The sequence below is a fragment of the Paenibacillus sp. MER 99-2 genome, from assembly GCF_023714095.1.
In the GTDB taxonomy this organism is placed as follows: domain Bacteria; phylum Bacillota; class Bacilli; order Paenibacillales; family Paenibacillaceae; genus Paenibacillus.
In genome coordinates this window covers 1,170,643-1,188,484 of the sequence record NZ_JAMAUZ010000001.1, presented here as the reverse complement: position 1 = coordinate 1,188,484, position 17,842 = coordinate 1,170,643, and the positions used below count along the sequence as shown (strand labels likewise).

17 protein-coding genes are annotated in these 17,842 nt (G+C 42.3%); 6 read left to right on the top strand and 11 right to left on the bottom strand.

Features of this window, described 5'->3' with window-relative positions:
* The first annotated feature begins 37 nt into the window (after window positions 1-37).
* Window positions 38-886 (top strand): AraC family ligand binding domain-containing protein, encoded by an 849-nt coding sequence (locus tag M3636_RS05405; protein WP_251381489.1) that lies wholly within the window; start codon window positions 38-40, stop codon window positions 884-886.
* Entirely contained in the window at window positions 886-1,827 is a 942-nt protein-coding gene (locus tag M3636_RS05400) for a DMT family transporter (RefSeq protein WP_251382489.1), read from the top strand. The genes M3636_RS05405 and M3636_RS05400 overlap by 1 nt, the downstream gene beginning before the upstream one ends.
* Here the strand turns inward: M3636_RS05400 and M3636_RS05395 are convergent.
* Window positions 1,819-2,511, bottom strand: coding sequence for a pseudouridine synthase (locus M3636_RS05395; protein WP_128101701.1), 693 nt, complete (start codon window positions 2,509-2,511; stop codon window positions 1,819-1,821). The genes M3636_RS05400 and M3636_RS05395 overlap by 9 nt on opposite strands.
* 162 nt (window positions 2,512-2,673) lie before the next feature.
* Between M3636_RS05395 and M3636_RS05390 the strand changes: the two genes are divergently transcribed.
* Window positions 2,674-3,558: a hypothetical protein gene (locus M3636_RS05390; protein WP_251381488.1), complete on the top strand. Its 885-nt coding sequence runs from the start codon at window positions 2,674-2,676 to the stop codon at window positions 3,556-3,558.
* A 71-nt stretch (window positions 3,559-3,629) separates the two neighbouring features.
* Entirely contained in the window at window positions 3,630-4,265 is a 636-nt protein-coding gene (locus M3636_RS05385) for a YwqG family protein (RefSeq protein WP_251381487.1), read from the top strand.
* Between the two features lie 148 nt (window positions 4,266-4,413).
* Here M3636_RS05385 and M3636_RS05380 read toward each other — a convergent pair whose 3' ends face one another.
* On the bottom strand, window positions 4,414-4,593 hold the full coding sequence (locus tag M3636_RS05380) for a YjfB family protein (RefSeq protein ID WP_251381486.1): 180 nt from the start codon (window positions 4,591-4,593) through the stop codon (window positions 4,414-4,416).
* A 172-nt stretch (window positions 4,594-4,765) separates the two neighbouring features.
* On the opposite strand from M3636_RS05380, the gene M3636_RS05375 reads away from it, so the two are divergent.
* Window positions 4,766-5,866: a hypothetical protein gene (locus M3636_RS05375; RefSeq protein WP_251381485.1), complete on the top strand. Its 1,101-nt coding sequence runs from the start codon at window positions 4,766-4,768 to the stop codon at window positions 5,864-5,866.
* A 213-nt stretch (window positions 5,867-6,079) separates the two neighbouring features.
* Here M3636_RS05375 and M3636_RS05370 read toward each other — a convergent pair whose 3' ends face one another.
* The 4 genes from M3636_RS05370 to M3636_RS05355 form a co-directional block, all read right to left on the bottom strand.
* Entirely contained in the window at window positions 6,080-6,343 is a 264-nt protein-coding gene (locus M3636_RS05370; RefSeq protein WP_251381484.1) for a hypothetical protein, read from the bottom strand.
* Window positions 6,344-6,427: 84 nt separating this feature from the next.
* Window positions 6,428-7,303 carry a Cof-type HAD-IIB family hydrolase gene (locus M3636_RS05365; protein WP_251381483.1) on the bottom strand — a complete coding sequence of 292 codons (876 nt, stop codon included), beginning with the start codon at window positions 7,301-7,303 and terminating at the stop codon, window positions 6,428-6,430.
* A gap of 50 nt (window positions 7,304-7,353) precedes the next feature.
* Window positions 7,354-7,806: an SMI1/KNR4 family protein gene (locus M3636_RS05360; RefSeq protein WP_128101695.1), complete on the bottom strand. Its 453-nt coding sequence runs from the start codon at window positions 7,804-7,806 to the stop codon at window positions 7,354-7,356.
* 51 nt (window positions 7,807-7,857) lie between these two features.
* Window positions 7,858-8,391 (bottom strand): GNAT family N-acetyltransferase, encoded by a 534-nt coding sequence (locus M3636_RS05355; RefSeq protein WP_251381482.1) that lies wholly within the window; start codon window positions 8,389-8,391, stop codon window positions 7,858-7,860.
* Between the two features lie 217 nt (window positions 8,392-8,608).
* Between M3636_RS05355 and M3636_RS05350 the strand changes: the two genes are divergently transcribed.
* On the top strand, window positions 8,609-9,769 hold the full coding sequence (locus M3636_RS05350; protein WP_251381481.1) for a S8 family peptidase: 1,161 nt from the start codon (window positions 8,609-8,611) through the stop codon (window positions 9,767-9,769).
* Between the two features lie 139 nt (window positions 9,770-9,908).
* Here the strand turns inward: M3636_RS05350 and M3636_RS05345 are convergent, their stop codons facing one another.
* From M3636_RS05345 to licT, 5 genes are all read right to left on the bottom strand, one after another.
* Window positions 9,909-10,307 carry a RidA family protein gene (locus M3636_RS05345; protein ID WP_251381480.1) on the bottom strand — a complete coding sequence of 133 codons (399 nt, stop codon included), beginning with the start codon at window positions 10,305-10,307 and terminating at the stop codon, window positions 9,909-9,911.
* A gap of 343 nt (window positions 10,308-10,650) precedes the next feature.
* Window positions 10,651-12,093 (bottom strand): 6-phospho-beta-glucosidase, encoded by a 1,443-nt coding sequence (locus M3636_RS05340; protein WP_251381479.1) that lies wholly within the window; start codon window positions 12,091-12,093, stop codon window positions 10,651-10,653.
* Between the two features lie 49 nt (window positions 12,094-12,142).
* Window positions 12,143-14,056: a beta-glucoside-specific PTS transporter subunit IIABC gene (locus tag M3636_RS05335; RefSeq protein WP_251381478.1), complete on the bottom strand. Its 1,914-nt coding sequence runs from the start codon at window positions 14,054-14,056 to the stop codon at window positions 12,143-12,145.
* A 443-nt stretch (window positions 14,057-14,499) separates the two neighbouring features.
* Window positions 14,500-16,440 (bottom strand): beta-glucoside-specific PTS transporter subunit IIABC, encoded by a 1,941-nt coding sequence (locus M3636_RS05330; RefSeq protein WP_145408954.1) that lies wholly within the window; start codon window positions 16,438-16,440, stop codon window positions 14,500-14,502.
* Between the two features lie 168 nt (window positions 16,441-16,608).
* On the bottom strand, window positions 16,609-17,448 hold the full coding sequence (gene licT / locus M3636_RS05325; protein WP_056689838.1) for a BglG family transcription antiterminator LicT: 840 nt from the start codon (window positions 17,446-17,448) through the stop codon (window positions 16,609-16,611).
* Window positions 17,449-17,842: the final 394 nt, after the last annotated feature.

Here is a 17,842-nt window from a genome sequence, read left to right as displayed (position 1 = left end):
ATACTATCAATAACTTACTAGAAAGAAGGTGCACCATATGACGCGTGAAGTCCGAACCGTCGTTTACGATACAGAACTACAATTGGAAGCCTATCAGTTCGAAGGTATTATGCAGAAATTCCCGAATCACTTTCATGACTATTACGTCATTGGTTTTATTGAGCAAGGCAAACGCTATCTCGCGTGCAATAACAAGGAATATATGCTGAACAGTGGTGATGTCATTATTTTCAATCCGCAGGATCCTCATGCCTGTGAAGGGATAGACGGTAGAACTCTAGACTATCGATGCATCAATATCCAACCTGACGTGATGAGAAAATATGTGCAGGAAATTACCGGACAAGCCTACCTTCCCCGGTTTACAGAGCCTGTGCTGTATCAGAGTGATCTCTGCACGTCATTACATGAATTACATTTGATGATCCTGGAAGGTCAATCAGATTTTCATAAGGAAGAAGCATTGTTAATGCTACTAGATCAATTGATAAGAGATCATGCAGATGCCCTGCCTCCCTTAGCGTCACAGGATCTCACAACCGAGATCAGACGTATCTGCGAGTACATGGAAGCCCATTATATGGAGCCGATTATGCTGGATCAGTTTGTCGAGATGACTGGTCTGAGCAAATACCACCTGTTACGTTTATTCACGACCCAAAAAGGCATATCACCCTATCGCTACCTGGAAACGATTCGCATCAGTCATGCCAAGAAGCTGCTTGAACAAGGTGCACTGCCCATTGAAGTTGCTACGCGGACAGGCTTCAGTGACCAGAGCCACTTTACGAATTTTTTCAAAAAACTGATTGGGCTCACCCCCCGGCAGTATAGACGCATTTTCAATCATGAAGCTAGCGCCAGCGCTACCAAAGATAGCATATGATGACACATGAACGTCAGCTTTCAACTGGACATATGCTTGCACTATTTACAATACTCATCTGGGGAACAACATTTGTCTCTACCAAACTCCTGCTGATCGATTTCACTCCTGTGGAGATATTGTTCTTTCGTTTCGTCATCGGATATGTTGTTTTGTTGCTGCTGTATTCCAAACGTATACCCTTGGTCTCATTAACAGAAGAAATGTTATTTGCAGCCGCAGGTTTGTGCGGGGTAACGCTTTATTTTCTCATCGAAAATATTGCCTTAACATACACACTTGCATCAAATGTAGGGATCATTGTCAGCATTGCTCCATTTTTCACAGCTGTGCTTGCACACTTTTTCCTTCATGGAGAGCGTCTAAATCGCTCCTTTGTGCTAGGGTTCGCAATTGCACTATCTGGCATCATACTCATTAGCCTGAATGGCAGTTTTGTGCTGAAGCTGAATCCGATTGGAGATGTTCTCGCCTTTCTCGCCCCTATGGTCTGGGCAGTCTATTCCGTTCTCATGCGCAAAATCGGCGCTTTACCCTATCATATGATCGGTGCAACACGCAAAGTCTTCTTCTATGGCTTGGTATTCATGCTGCCAACCTTGTTTATGTTTGATTTTGATCTCAATCTGATGCGGTTCGCCGACATGAACAATCTTGCCAATCTCCTGTTTCTAGGTATAGGAGCCTCTGCACTCTGCTTTGTCACTTGGAACCGAGCTGTACGGGTACTTGGTGCCGTGAAAACGAGCATTTATATTTATCTTGTTCCTGTAATCACAGTCGTTGCATCTGCACTCATTCTAGATGAAGCGCTGACTTGGGTAACCGTGCTGGGGGTTGTGCTAACCTTGGTTGGATCTTATCTATCTGAAAAAAGAAGTACCGGTCATGTGGACAGTTCAAGTCATGTAGCTGTGCAATCCACTAGTCGATCATTGTAACAGGGAAAATAGCTTGTCCAGTTCTGCTGGCTCTAAATGTCTCCATTTGCCTCGTTCCAGATGATCCAGCGTAATATTCATAATACGTACTCGCTCCAGCTTCAGCACCCTGTATCCCAGTGCTTTGCACATGCGGCGGATCTGCAAATTAAGCCCCTGTGTCAATATGATGCGAAAAACAAATTCATCCTGGCGATACACCTCGCAAGGCTTCGTAACGACATTTAAGATCTCCACACCCACCGACATGGCATGGATAAACTCTGCGGTTAGAGGCTTATCAACAGTTACGGTATACTCCTTCTCGTGATTATGCTCAGAGCGCATCATTTTGTTAACGATGTCTCCATCATTGGTTAATAAAATCAAGCCCTCTGAGGCTTTGTCGAGTCTACCCACAGCAAAAATTCGTGAGGGATAATTGACGTATTCGATGATATTGCCCGTAACACTCTCGGCAGCCGTACAGACAATGCCAATAGGCTTATTCAGTGCTATGTATACACGTTCACGCTCTTCTCTAGGAATTTCTTGTCCATCGATGAGCACGATATCACTTGGCTCAACGTCAGCACCCTTTTCACAGACTTCTCCATTGATCGTAATTCGTCCAGCTGCAATCAAGCGATCGGTTTCTCTGCGTGAACAGTAACCCGTCTCACTGATGTATTTGTTAATTCTCATGTTCCACCATCCTTTGCAATCAAAACGAACTTTATAAACAACTCCATTTAGTACCTTGTACTGATTTCCATTCCTGTCTTATCCTTATATAATTTAGAGAAACAATACAATCCATCCTTATGTATAAGAACGCTAACCTAATGTTCAGTGAGAGGAGATTTTATGGACAAGAAGTTACTTAGGACTCTGAAGAAATTATATCATTACTCGAATGGAGTATACGACCGTGAACGTCAAGTTACATTGTACCAGGTTGATACACTGACTGCTGCAGAACAAGAACTCTTGCAAGTTCACAATTGGAATGTGAATGACATCGTACAGATCGAACATGATGAAATTATAGACAAGCTGATTGCTCTACAACAAAATGAGAGCCTCTCCTGGCGTACAATTACCGATGCTTTTATTGCAGGAGTAGGCGGCAGTTATCCGAGGGGCATATCGACACTTGCAAGCTATCATATGATGATTCATACCATTCCCCATACTTACGAAGAAGCCGATAAGTTTCTCATGTGCAAAATCTGCGGGTTTAGCCACAACGACCAAGGCTGGGAGAACATCTCCTGGATTCGTTATGCGATCCACTTGGGGAATTATTATGGAGGCACTAGCCGCGGTGCTTATGTGGATCTGTATGAATTCATACACCTGCTGGAGACTACACCGATTACACCTACAGCAGACGATATCAACATTTTCAACCAACTGCTTGTCAGCCTAGATGAGGCCACCGATGATGAATTTCCGGGAAAATATGAGAAGCGTCTCACCTCGAATAAGTTAATCAAAGGTACGCCTGGTATCCGTCGTGGCATACTGCAATCTCTCGCTATGGTAGGGATTCTACCCAATCAGGTGCTGAGCCTCAGCCCAAACCATTGGACAAATGTCGAGGATCTTCACCTAGCGGGGTTACAATTAAACAATACCAACGGCCGTTCAGATATGGAAATGCCATGGGCTGGCTGGAGAGGGAATTACGGTGTCGATTGGAACCATGCGAAGCAGATTTTCGGATATGTTATTCAAGATCAGTCTTAAATCTCTTCATTTTCTCACTCAACACTGAAAGTAAGACACTCGAAGCCATAGCATTAACAACTAAGGAGCTTATGATGAACCAAGTTACGAAAATGACATTTGAACCCAATCATGCCAATAAAGAATCAGGGATATGGATCGGCGGTGACAAAGCATATGTACAAGAGTGGCCCCTTAATCCAGAGGGTGATCCTTTAATTCATCTCTTTTCAATCGATTGTAATCAACTTGCCAAGCATATTCATACTGCCACTTTGCCAGCAGATACGCTCATCTCGGTATTCTCCACCTATTCGGCAACAGATTATTTTCTAGATCAAGTAACATATACCGGCGATGAGCTGGAGTGGAATGAGAACATAGTGGGTGGGTGTACATTTGTCTCAGTAACTACCTCGCCATATATGTCCCATAGCCCTGGTGCGTGTATACCGTCGTGCGGAGTAGCGTTCTCGGAAGTTGAATTAGACGAGCAAGAATTCCCTGCATTTTCCTTTCTTACTTCAAGTCCACCTAATGGTATACACGGGATTACACATCTATTAGACCAATACGGTATCGTATGTCAGATCTATTCAGGAGATTTTCCCGCACCGTATCAAGATATATTAGGACTTACCGATGCGAATGGATACTTATTTTTGCGTAACGATATAGAGGCATCCGAAGTACCACTAGCAGGAATTTTCTTTGTACAGACTGCTTAGATTTGGATTCTCCGATGCACGTTTACGATAAACTCAACCCTAATAATAAGAACAACCCAAACGGCCTCAATTCTTACGAATTGGAGCTGTTTGGGCTTGCTTGCTGCAGGTTGAACCAATTGGAATACATCATACGCTGGAGCACCGTCTATACAGAGATATCCAATGTTCCTCCCAGATTGGGATGTGGAGCTGCTGATTTCAACATTTCAGCCATTTGTTGACCTTGCTGATGCGCAAGATCTTTTGTCATTGACATCACTTGCAAGCTCGCGGATTGTGCAACCGATGCTTGACTCATGACTACAGACAATGCTGCGATATCCATAATCCACACTCCTTTCGTCTATAGGCTTTGGACGTACATCATATATATCGGACAGAGGTGTCGAAATGATGAAGAAATAAACTTGTTATGTTGTTCTTTATTATGTTTTCGCTGTTGCTAGATCCGTTCTTCATGCTATAGTTTAAAATACAATAAAATAAAGGAGAATATTATGACGATTCAACGTAAAGGGTTACTGGCCTTCATTGTGTTAAGTTTAGTATTGATCCTTCTACCCCATCACTCGTTTGCAGCCAAGAACGCGCTCGAACAATCCTACAAAGATGTACGTTACACTACATTTATTGATGGAAATCTGGCCAGCCATAAGGATCAAGCCTATTTAGCCGACGGTGGCACGGTATATATCCCGATTAAAATGTTTAAACAGATCGGTTCAATTGTCGCTTCAGGTAACGGTTTTCAAGTAAAAACAAAACTTAAAGAGCAGTATATTGATAAAAAAGATACGATTTTGTACAAAGGAACAACATACATATCATTAGAAAAATTTAGGGCTGCATCTGGATATTCCGTCAAAAATGAAGAGAACCTAATGGTAGCTTTCTTATGGGGTGACGAAAAGGGATCAGCTAAAACCGAAAAGATTATGAAAGACTTATCTAATGTACCGAAAGAACAGCGTAGCGACTTTGGAGAGAAAATATATTCCTACAAGGCGGATCAGGTCGGTTGGATCGTTGCGATGTCACGTTCTAGTATCATAACCGATGTAACCATTCAATTCGTTAATGGCAAAACGATTCAGGAATCCATATTTGGTAGTGAAGCTCCAAATTACTGTTATTATTATCAATACGAAAGATTTATTTGGTTATATCAAGGAGCCGAAAGATGGGCTGACAAAAATGCATTACCTTCATCCAACCCCTTGTATCATTTAGAAAAGATAAAGATTCGTTCTGTTGAAATCAAGAGCCATAAAGTCATTGTAAAAGCTACACGTGCAAGTGGGAAGTCAGTTTCATTCCAATTACCCTTAACAAACGATCCAAACGATTTTTTGGATGGTCAGTTTTATTACACAGACCCTAGAGAAGACTACCCCAAATGGTCATCATCTATATGGAAAGCCATTACTAAACAGCAGATACAGATTGGTATGACATTTAATCAGGTGTTGTTGTCATGGGGTGGCCCGTCACGCACGAGTGAATACACCAGTGCATTAGGTTCCATTGAAGTATGGGTATACGGAAACACATATGTCAATTTCCACAACGGAAAGGTACATTCTTGGTCAAGATATTAATGAAAAACATGTTAAATAGAGAGCAGCGCTTCTGCTCTCTATTTAACTAAAATTCATCTCTAAAGTTCAAAATATGTTACACTCACAACAGGGAGGGATAGATATGAATGGCAAAAAATTTACGCTCATATTCACGGTAGTCAGTATTATCATTGTAGGAGCAATGGTTGGCGCATTAGTTGCAATTGTTCGGATGATGTCCAATTAATGAATTCACCCTAAATACTTCAATTCTCCATTATCGCTTTTCACCCTCAAAACGACTTTGGCATTAACGTATTCTGGTGGCTGAATGAATTCCTGACGGATCTCTGCCATCAGTTCCTTAATGACCACTTCGACTTCCCCTAACGTGGTGTCTCTCGATACCAGTTTTGTGCGGACAATCTCATTCTGGCGATAAGCCTCGGAATACCCCTCGTGACCTTCTAATCCAAAGGCCGTAATTTCGAATTCCATTTTCATCAGATCCGACATTCATTCATCAACCGTCCTTTCACCATATATGGGTGCACTTAGACTTCAATGGTCTTTGTTTCCTCCACACCCACAAAGCTGGAGCTACCCTATAATTAACCCGTACTTCACAAAGCTATGGTATACCCCATCCTCTTGGACGGTTCCCGTGACATCGTCTGCAATCGCTTTTAGTCCAGGTTTTGCATTGCCCATTGCAATGCCTACATGACAGAATTCTAACATCTCCACGTCATTCATCCCATCACCGATAGCAATGGTGTCTTCTCGGCTTATCCCTACATGATCGATCAGATCAGCGATCGCGGCAGCCTTGTGTACACCTAGTATCGAGAGTTCTCCACTACCTTCTCCAAAGATGGGCACAGTGCATTGAATGACACCGAACTTTCCATCAAACTCCTGTTTAATCCGTTCAAACGGTACTGAAGGACTCTCCAGAAAACAAACCTTGTTGACGTCCTGCTTATACAGATCTGTTTCACCATAGGTGATCCCTGCAATAAAAGGATGAGGCTGGTGCTCTTTTTTGGCTCGTGCTAATGGATCATTATCTATGTCGCCATATATGCGTCGCTCAAGGTGACCTTGCAGGTTCCGGCTGCCATAAAGTGCGGAGTTCGATTCCAGAAAGAAGTCAATGTCATGTTCGTTGAAAAAATCAACCATCTGGCGTACAGCTTCGACTGTAACCTTTTTGTGATATAACACCTGTTCGCCAAATTCCACATAACCGCCGCCTGCACCAATCAGGCCATCAAACCCCACTTCCCAGATCGCATCATAGACCTCAGCCTTGGAACGACCTGTACAAAGATAAAGCAAATGCCCATTCTCGCGTGCTTGTTGACAAGCTTGTCGTGCTGATAACGGAATGTTCCCTTCATCATCTACCAACGTACCATCAATATCAATAAACACCATTTTAGGTTTCACTGTGTTCTGATTCGTTCTCTTCATCTCGTTATCCCTCATTGTGTAAGTCTATAGTCTGTGAATACGATAATGAGTTACCTTGGCGTACGTTCGTCGATTAACCTCTCCAAAAATGCAGCAAAAGAATCTGCATACACTTCAGGTTCTCCATTTAAATAGTCAAGCCTAATTACCTTGTATTCCCCATTGGCATCTGCTGTTCGAACATCGAAATAATATATTTCATCCTCATCCGGGACAAAAAGCTCCAGCTTCCCTTCCCGCTTCGCATCTTCATCAGCAAGACGATACATATACAAAATATCCGTATCGGCGTATTCTCGGTGTTCGGGAGGAGATATCGTAAGAATACCTGTCCCACTTAGGAGAGCTACACCATAATTCAGCAGCCACCAGCGATAGGAAGGAGGTAATGGAAAACCAAGCTCCTGTTCAATTTCAACAATCCAGCTCTCTTGAACCTGACGATTCGGAAACCAACGTAAGACTTGGGTATGCTCCAGTTTCTCAATTAGACTCGTATACACAGATAACTCCCCCAATTCGTGATATTAGGTAATAAAGAAAGTTCGTAAACATTAAGTCAATTCGATCTTGCCTGCTGGCTTATCCATATGTACAGTCTGCCAGTCATCATTCTGTTCCGTAATAATGGTAAACCCTTGACGTTTCCAAAAATCTACGGCGCCAGGTAAAAAGTGATGTGTATGTAAGTACAGCGTTGTGTACCTCATGTCAATCACCCTGTTTTCCAAGGCTTGCAACATCATCGAACCAATACCATATCTGCGATATGCAGGATCGACATAACATTTCACGATCTCGGCTGCGGACTCTTGTGGATATCGCCCCTGTATCGCTTCAATTCGATCATCATATGGCAGAATTCCGATAGAACCAACGATCTGACCTTCACCCACCGTAGCTACCAAGAAAATAGCATCTTTGGACTCCATATAATGTGCACTGAATTGCTCAAGATCTAGAGGTAATCTCGTGTGATCCAACATTGTAAACACTTCACGACGTACTCGCATGGCAAAATCAATGGCTTCCTGAATCTGGTGCACCTGAACAGGCGATACTGTCGGTTTAATCAGAAATTGTGTCAAAACATTCCACGTTCCTTATCTCTGTATTTGGAGCTTATTGCTGGCACTTCTCAGCATACTGTTCGTGCCGATCTGCTCTTCCATCCATCTTACCGAATTCCCGTCATCCTATCAATCTATCTGCACATCTAACCAAATTGGTAGAGCACCCAAGCCATCTAATAGATTCTGCATACGATAAGTCGTATCACAATCCAAATTAGAGGGGGTATCTTCCATGTGGTTATGGATTAGCATCAGTGCAGTAACGATCATGATGATAACCTGGTTCGTTTATCGTTATGTGGATCATATGGCAGAAAGTAAGTTTCATCCTCACGCTCCCAAGCAGCTCTTAGTCAAATTTAGAGAGGGGACAACCCCCGACGAGATGCATACGCTTCACCGGAAAGGTAGATGTAACGTTGCTGAAACGTATGAAGATATGGGCTGGTTCCGTCTGGAATCTCGTAAAAACATGCATCGTATGCTCAAACATTACAAGGATCATGAACTGATTGAGCATGCGGAACCCAACTATTACGTTAATGCCTCTTTCACGCCTAACGACCCTTTTTTCCCTTACCAGTATAACCTACCAAAAATCAATGCCCCTGCTGCCTGGGATATTAATCAGAGCAACAGCACGATCAAAATCGCCATCATTGATACAGGCGTGCAACTGAATCATCCCGAACTTGCCGCCAAGCTTCTCCCTGGTTACGACTATGTTGATTATGATAATATTCCTGAAGATGGCAACGGTCATGGTACCCATGTAGCCGGCATTGCTGCATCCATCACCAATAACGGTGTCGGGATTGCAGGCGTTGCACCACTAGCTTCCATCGTTCCACTTCGCGTACTGGATAACAACGGACAAGGAACAATGGGCAATGTCGGTAACGGGCTTGTTTTTGCAGCCAACAATGGTGTTCAAGTGATCAATCTAAGTTTGGGTGGTCCGATGGGTGAAGCATTCCTTCAAGCTGCCGTACAGTATGCTTGGGATCGAGGTGCCGTCATTATCGCTGCAGCAGGCAATGACAACACTTCATATCCAATCGTGCCTGCCTCCTATCCCAACGTTATTGCGGTTGCTTCAACAGACCCTTCTGATCTAAAATCTAATTTCTCCAATTATGGCTCTTGGGTCGATATGGCTGCACCAGGAGACACCATCTTATCCACATATCTCGGCGGCTCTTATGCTTACCTTAGTGGAACATCAATGGCGGCTCCGCATGTAGCCGGAGTAGCTGCTCTACTCGCTGCCAAGGGTAAGACAAACGCACAGATACGTGACGCACTCTGCTTCGCCTCCGATCCTGTATCGGGTTCAGGCATTTACTGGCAGTATGGACGGTTGAACGCCTACCAGAGCCTGCAAGTACCTTAATTCAACTACGTTTGCCCATTTACCGCTAACATAATTGGTTGAACCGTGTTGACTTATATTTCATCGTTAATATGCAAATAAAACGATAGAGCTTCTACAAGTTAGAAGCTCTATCGCATGTATAGAAATATATTTGGTTTTACAGTTTTGCAGCCCAAATTTCAATTTCAATCTTAATCTCAGGCAAACCTAACTCTGTAATATATCCAATGGTCATTGCAGGATAATCATGATCGAATAATTGCTCCCATTCGCCGTACAGGTAATCCCAATCTATTTTCTCCGTTGCCCATACATTCACTTTTATAATATGTTCAGCATGCAAATCTTCGGATTGCATAACGGTTTTGATATTGTGAAATGTATTGGTGACTTGTTCATTCAACGTATTCGGAAATTGACCATTCACATCTACGCCAACCTGCCCCGATGTCACAAACAACTCTGCATTCCTCGGAATTTTTGTGATATGCGTATAATTCCCTACAGGGGACGGCATATTGGTTGGGTTTTTTCTCGTAATTTTTTTATTTGTCATGTTCATTACCTCATCATTCCTAAGATTTTTCTACGGTTTTTCATTATTTTGATCTCCATTTGGGCAGACTTCTCCCGAGTTTTGGATTCTAGAAAAATACCGCAGTGGAGTATCCATATCCTGAAGATATAAACGCAAGTGATTTTTTCTTCATGGCTGATTACTCCCCCTTCTTAGTTGACAAGATTTTCTACATTAATACATTATAATCAACCTCATATCACGCGTCAAACGGAGCTCAGGTCAATAATTCCTTATCTATTAAAAAACAATCCCGTGTGAACGGGACTGTTCTTGGTCTACTTTTATTTGTATAATAACTTACTTTTATGAACACCTGGAATCAGAAATATTGTGCTCCATTACTTGCAATAACGTCTTTATACCAATGGAAGCTTTTCTTTCTTACACGACGAAGTGTTCCGCTTCCGTCGTTATTTCTGTCTACATAAATGTATCCGTAACGCTTCTTCATCTCACCAGTACCTGCGCTGACCAAGTCAATGGGTCCCCAGCTTGTATAACCAAGAATCTCAACGCCATCCTGAATGGCCTCTGCCATCTCCGCGAAGTGGCTGTTCAGATATTCAATCCGGTAATCATCTTCTACGGTATCGTTGTCTAATAAGACATCTGTTGCACCGAGTCCATTTTCAACAATAAAGAGTGGCTTGCCATAACGGTCATGCAACTGATTACATGTAATGCGTAGTCCTTTCGGATCAATGGTCCATCCCCACTCGGAAGCTTGAAGATAAGGGTTCTTCACAGAACCAAAGACGTTACCTTCAGTTGAATTTTTCAGCACTTCTGGATCAGCACTTGTACAACGGCTCGCATAATAGCTGAATCCGATGTAATCTACCGTGTTTTGTTGAAGAATATCTGCATCTTCCGGTTGCATCTCAATCTGAATGTTATGTTCTCTGAAGAATCGCTTCGTATACCCTGGATATGCACCCTTCGACTGTACATCAATGAAGAAGAAGGATTCTCGATCTAACTCCATTGCTTTCCATACATCATCGGGGTTGGACGTGTACGGATACACCATACCTGCCGCGAGCATACATCCAATCTGTGCACCTGGAATAATCTCATGACAAGCTTTAACAGCAAGTGCGCTTGCAACCAATTCATGGTGTGCTGCTTGATATAATAGCTGTTCTTTGTTTTGCCCTTCCTTAAGTACAATTCCCGCACCGATATATGGAAGATGCAGCAACATATTAATTTCATTAAAAGTCATCCAGTACTTCACTTTGCCCTTATAACGGTTGAATAACGTCTTTGCATATTTCTCAAAGAAACCAACCATCTTACGGTTTGTCCATCCACCATACATTTCAACCAGATGAACTGGCACATCAAAATGACATATCGTCACAACCGGTTCAATGTTATATTTCAACAATTCATCAAAGACATTATCGTAGAATTGTAAGCCTGCTTCGTTAGGCTCAGCCTCATCCCCATTCGGGAAGATCCGTGCCCAAGCGATGGAGAGTCTAAGACACTTGAATCCCATTTCGGCAAATAAAGCGATATCTTCCTTGTAACGATGATAAAAATCAATCGCTTCATGCGAAGGATAAAATTCTCCAGCTTGAGGTACAAAAGAACTTAGATTACCCAGTGCAATGTTCATTCGATTGGCTCCCGTTGGGATCAAATCTACGGTCGTCAAGCCTTTGCCATCTTCTTGGTAAGCACCTTCCAGTTGGTTCGCTGCGGTTGCTCCTCCCCAGAGAAAATTCTCTGGGAAGGCTGTCAACTTCTCAAACATTGCGTAGCCCTCCCATATCATTGTGAAATTTGGCTTATTTAAATTTGCTTTAATTTAATACAGTAATCAACTTATCTTTTTCTTGAACTGATGCTTCTTTGGTTCCTACAACATCCAGATAGCTTGAAGTGTTCGTGATGATAATAGGTGTCACAATCTCATATCCTGCATCCTTAATCGCTTGCAGATCGAATTCCATAATCAGATCACCTACATTAACGCGATCTCCATCCTTCACATGTGCTGTGAAATGTTGCCCTTTCAGTTGTACTGTATCCTGTCCGATATGGATGAGCATCTCTACACCATCATCAGTTACAAGACCAATCGCATGTTTAGTCCGATACACCGTTTGTACTGTACCTGTAATTGGAGACACCACTCTACCACTCGTTGGACGAATTGCAATCCCTTTACCCATGTGCTCTCCTGCAAACGTTACATCATTGATTTCTTTCAGTTGAACGATTTCACCAGCCATTGGGCTCATGATTTCATATCTGCTGTTTGGGTTTGGATCAAGTACTGGTGCTGGAGCAGCCACTTTTTCTGCTGGCTCTTTGAAGCCTACAACATAAGTCAGAATGAAGCCTAGGATAAATGCGATAATTGTAGCGGCAACCGTCCAGAAGAATACAGAATCCATTCCTCCCTCAGGGTTGATATAGCTTGGGAATCCGAAAATACCAAGTCCGCCGATAATGTATCCTTTTGTTCCAACAAAGCCGAGAATACCGCCACCAATTGCTGCAGCTATACAGCTCATAATGAATGGTTTTTTCAATGGGAGCGAGATACCATAAATGGCTGGTTCAGTTACCCCAAAAATACCTGATATCACTGCCGGTGCGCCTAGCGTTTTATACTTCGCGTTTTTCGTTTTGAGCGTTACTGCAAGCACGGCTCCTGTTTGAGCAAATGATGCTGCGAAAGACAAGGCCAGAATCGAGTCATATCCAAGAGTTGCAAGGTTAACAAATACTAATGGAACAAGTCCCCAGTGAAGTCCGAACAGTACGAATACTTGCCACAAACCACCAATCACGATACCTGTAAGCAGTGGGCTCAAACCGTAAATCGATGAAGTGAATGCTCCCAACAGTTGACCTGCCCAAGTAGCAACTGGACCAATAACCAAGAACGTAAGTGGAACGATGACTAGCAATGTGCAGAAAGGAACCAAGAAATTGCTGACCACTTTAGGCATAATCTTTTTGAAGAATCTTTCAATTTTCACTGCAAAGAATGTGGCAATAATAATCGGGATAACAGATGAAGCATAATCCATCAAAATAACCGGTATACCTAAAAACTCAATCCGAATAGGTGATTCGAACAACGTTCCTGCAAACAATGTATATAGCGGTTCTCCAGCTCTAATCCCTGCAAGCGTTGGATATACTAGTGATGCACCAATCGCCATACCTAGGAAGGGACTTCCACCAAATTTCTTAATTGCCGTATATCCAAGGAAGATTGGGAAGAAGTAAAATAAGCAATCTCCCACTGCATTTAGCAATGCATACGTACCTTCCGTATTATTAATCCATCCGAATGCCACAAACATCGCCGTGAAACCTTTGATCATCCCCGTTGCTGCTAGCAAACCGAGAACTGGAGTGAACACCCCGGAGATCATATCTACAAAACGGTTAAAGAGATTCCCTTTAGGGCCAGAGTCTGCTTCGTTCTCATCGATCTGACCTTCAGCGGATAAATTTCCTGCTTTTACTACGGCTTTATATACATCCGGCACTTCATTGCCGATGACAACTTGATATTGTCCACCACTCTGCATTACGGTAATAACACCAGGCAGATTTTTAAGTTCTTCCGTTTTGGCTACGCTTTCATTTTTCAGTTTAAACCGCAATCTTGTTACGCAATGGAATACGCTGTTTACGTTCTCGCGACCCCCTACACGTGACAGAATATCCTTGGCCAATTGATCGTAGTTACTCATTGTATTTCCCCCTCTAAGTGTGTCTCATCCATGCCTTTGAAACAAAGAAAACCTGAACTACTGAACATACACAACGTACCGGATCATCCGGAAATAAGTCGTGTTATTCAGCAATTCAGGTTTTGCCCTTAACGGTTGCAACCCTGTAAGGCTGTACACATTGGTATTTAGTTATCTTAATAACTAAAGTAAGTTGCGATCAATCTTCACTGACCAAGGTTGGTCGGAATTGCCTGATTGAACAGTTACAATCCGATTGATGTATGCGCTTACTTCTTGAATTCATAATAGTACATCTGAACTACATTTGCAACAGTTATTTTTAAAAAATTCTAATATTTATTTCCCGGTATCTGGAAAAGAAAAAGACAACTTCGAAAAGCTCGAAGTTGTCTTTGAAAATTATTCTATTTTCCAATAAATGATTGCACAATAAACTAGATTTAACCAATTACGGTGATCAATTTATCTTTCTCTTGCACGTTCTGAGCAGTCGTACCTACCACATCCAGATAGTCCGCTGTGTTTGTTACGATAATAGGCGTGACAATCTCATAACCTGCTTCAACAATGGCTTGCAGATCAAACTCAACAATTAGGTCGCCAACACTCACACGGTCTCCATCCTTCACGTGTGCTGTGAAATGCTGACCTTTGAGCTGTACTGTATCTTGACCAATATGAATCAGAATCTCTACACCTTGATCATCCACAAGTCCGATCGCATGTTTAGTACGGTAAATCGTCTGCACCACACCGTTAATAGGGGATACTACTCTACCACTTGTTGGACGAACAGCAATCCCTTTACCCATATGCTCACCCGCGAATGTAGCATCGTTAATTTGTTGCAGTGGAACAACCTCACCCGTCATTGGGCTGGAAATCTCGTAACGATTGTTCGGATTAGGCTCAAGAGCAGCTTTTTCTTCTTTTACTGGCTCTGGAGCCTGTTTAGCAGCTTCCGGATTAGCAGGATCATTGAACCCAATCACATATACCAATACAAATGCCAGTACAAAGGCAACTACAGTAGCGATCATAGCCATCCAGAATTCATAGTTAATTCCTTCTGTTGGGCTAATTAGAGCAGGAATACCGAAAATACCTGAAGCGAATACAAACAATTTGGAACCTGCGAAACCAACGATACCACCTGCTGTTGCTGAAGCAATACAGCTCATAATAAATGGTTTTTTCAGTGGCAACGTAAGACCATAAATTGCTGGCTCGGTTACACCGAAGATCCCTGATACAAAAGCAGGTACACCCAATGATTTAAGTTTAGTATTTTTCGTTTTCAACATGACACCAAGAACCGCACCAATTTGTGCAAATGAAGCAGCAAACATCATAGCCAAAATAGGGTCTGCTTTTAATGTGGACAGATTCAGAAGCATGATCGGCACAATTCCCCAGTGAAGACCGAAGATAACCAATACTTGCCACAATCCACCAACAACAATACCTGTTACCAAAGGACTCAAGTCATAAATACCTGTTACACCTGCACCGATCAACTGACTTGCCCATGTTGCGATTGGACCGATCAAAAGGAACGTTACGGGTACAACGATGAGAATAGTGAAGAATGGCGTGAGGAATGTTCTCACCACAGACGGAATAATTTTCTTGAAGAATGCTTCTACTTTGGAACCAAAATAAGCAGCAATAATAACTGGAATAACGGATGTAGAATAGCTCATCAAAATAACTGGAATACCTAAGAACGTAATATGAATCGGTGATTCAAACAACGTGCCTGTAAACAACGTATACAGCGGATCTCCAGTGCTTAATCCGGATAGCGTCGGATACACCAGTGATGCACCGAATGCCATACCAAGGAATGGTGATCCACCGAATTTTTTCATAGCTGTGTATCCCAAGAAGATTGGGAAGAAGTAGAACAGACAGTCACCTGCTGCATTCAACAATTGGTACGTACCGGAAGCAGGATCGATCCATTCAAGTGAAGTAAACATGGACAGGAAACCTTTGATCATCCCTGTTGCAGCAAGCAAACCTAGAATTGGCGTAAATACACCTGAGATCAAATCAATAAAACGGCCAAGCAAGCTTTCTTTTTTGCCAGATGAGTCACCATCATCACTTGCGCTCACGGGTTCATCAGCACTCATATTCCCAACTTGAAGCAGTGCTTTGTAGACATCAGATACTTCGTTACCTACGACGACCTGATATTGTCCTCCACTCTGCATAACAGTGATAACACCGTCGAGGTTTTTGAGCTCGTCCGTTTGGGCATTGTTGTCATTTTTCAATTTGAATCGCAGTCTGGTCGCGCAGTGTACAACACTATTAATATTTTGTTTGCCACCAACACCAGTTAGAATGTCTTTGGCTAATTGCTCGTGTTTCATGTATTATTCTTCCTTTCTGATTAAACACGGATTAAAGGTATATTGGAGAGAATAAAAAAAACCTGAACATCTGAATGTCAAAACATTTCCCTATTAGGGGTAGTGTTCTGCATTCAATCGTTCAGGTTTTGCCCTTGTGGTTGCAACCCTGCAAGCTGATCTATGGGATTATTCAGAAGTTGCGTTCACAACTCTCTCAATATGAATTGTTAAGTACATCATTTCTTCGTCAGTCAGTTGATACGTGTAGTTGCTTTCAATGAATTTCTTAATCTTCTCGGAACACTTATGTGCTGCTGGATACTTTTTCTGAATCATCAGGAACAGTTCATCATCATTGTTGCTCTTGTAATGTTTCCCCTTCACTAAACGTTGAGCGAAAAACTTCAAATGCGTCACAAAGCGATAAAATGTCAGTGAGTTCTCATCAAAATCAATCTTGAAATGATATTTGATGATTGTCAAAATTTCTTGCATGACCTGCGTCATACTCTTGATGTTCGGCATTTCTTCATTCAAAGCAGCATTTACGAAGTGCAGTGCCATAAAGCCGGCTTCGTCCTCAGGCAGAATTACACCAAACTGATCACAGATCATATTAAGTGCTTCCAAACCGATTTCGTACTCTTCCTTGTACAACTGCTTCGTCTCCCAGATTAATCCGTTACGTATAGGCAGGTTCTTGCGATACCGCTCAATGGCAAAGTGAATATGATCTGTAAGATGAAGATAGATGCTCTCATTCAATTTCTTGCCAAGTTTTAATTTGGCGTAGGCGATGATTTCCTCGGACACTTTCATGTACTCCAGAGGAATGCTTGAGATTAATGCCTTAAAGTTTTCCTGAATATCTTCATTCTGTAAAGTAAATATCTTATCGATATGCTGCTCGGAAACAATATCACCCGCCCGCTTCTGGTAAGCAATCCCCCGGCCAATGATAATAACTTCCTGCTCGTCATTCATTGCAACTACAGCATTATTGTTCAGCACCTTCTCGATTTTCACTTTATCACTCCAATATACAGAAAAAGACAAACCAATCCCTTTTCTCAAGGTATACGGCTTTGCCTGATTCAACAGTTACAACCCGATATGTTGTACGCGCTTCCCTCATATTATTACAAAATTCTACATAGTGCAACAAAAAGTTAATATTCCATGGTTATCTTTTGTAGGGCTTACGCTCCACTACTGTCGTCTTGGATGTTTAGAACCAGCTGTCTCTCTAGAAGGCATCGCACCTTAGCGATCTATAATCATAATATTGCCAGAATGAGCATGATCATGCCTGCCGTGTTACATTTAATTTTTATTGCCATATAGCTGCATCATACCGATCTAAAAGTCCGTGTTCAAAAAGGTAGTTCCATAATTGAACTTTTTGAACACACTTATAAGG

Excerpts from the sequence above, each read along its gene's own strand:
- M3636_RS05405 (WP_251381489.1), top strand. The coding sequence starts at position 38 with ATGACGCGTGAAGTCCGAACCGTCGTTTACGATACAGAACTACAATTG.
- M3636_RS05400 (WP_251382489.1), top strand. The coding sequence starts at position 886 with ATGACACATGAACGTCAGCTTTCAACTGGACATATGCTTGCACTATTT.
- M3636_RS05395 (WP_128101701.1), bottom strand. The coding sequence starts at position 2,511 with ATGAGAATTAACAAATACATCAGTGAGACGGGTTACTGTTCACGCAGA.
- M3636_RS05390 (WP_251381488.1), top strand. The coding sequence starts at position 2,674 with ATGGACAAGAAGTTACTTAGGACTCTGAAGAAATTATATCATTACTCG.
- M3636_RS05385 (WP_251381487.1), top strand. The coding sequence starts at position 3,630 with ATGATGAACCAAGTTACGAAAATGACATTTGAACCCAATCATGCCAAT.
- M3636_RS05380 (WP_251381486.1), bottom strand. The coding sequence starts at position 4,593 with ATGGATATCGCAGCATTGTCTGTAGTCATGAGTCAAGCATCGGTTGCA.
- M3636_RS05375 (WP_251381485.1), top strand. The coding sequence starts at position 4,766 with ATGACGATTCAACGTAAAGGGTTACTGGCCTTCATTGTGTTAAGTTTA.
- M3636_RS05370 (WP_251381484.1), bottom strand. The coding sequence starts at position 6,343 with ATGTCGGATCTGATGAAAATGGAATTCGAAATTACGGCCTTTGGATTA.
- M3636_RS05365 (WP_251381483.1), bottom strand. The coding sequence starts at position 7,303 with ATGAAGAGAACGAATCAGAACACAGTGAAACCTAAAATGGTGTTTATT.
- M3636_RS05350 (WP_251381481.1), top strand. The coding sequence starts at position 8,609 with ATGTGGTTATGGATTAGCATCAGTGCAGTAACGATCATGATGATAACC.
- M3636_RS05345 (WP_251381480.1), bottom strand. The coding sequence starts at position 10,307 with ATGACAAATAAAAAAATTACGAGAAAAAACCCAACCAATATGCCGTCC.
- M3636_RS05340 (WP_251381479.1), bottom strand. The coding sequence starts at position 12,093 with ATGTTTGAGAAGTTGACAGCCTTCCCAGAGAATTTTCTCTGGGGAGGA.
- M3636_RS05335 (WP_251381478.1), bottom strand. The coding sequence starts at position 14,056 with ATGAGTAACTACGATCAATTGGCCAAGGATATTCTGTCACGTGTAGGG.
- M3636_RS05330 (WP_145408954.1), bottom strand. The coding sequence starts at position 16,440 with ATGAAACACGAGCAATTAGCCAAAGACATTCTAACTGGTGTTGGTGGC.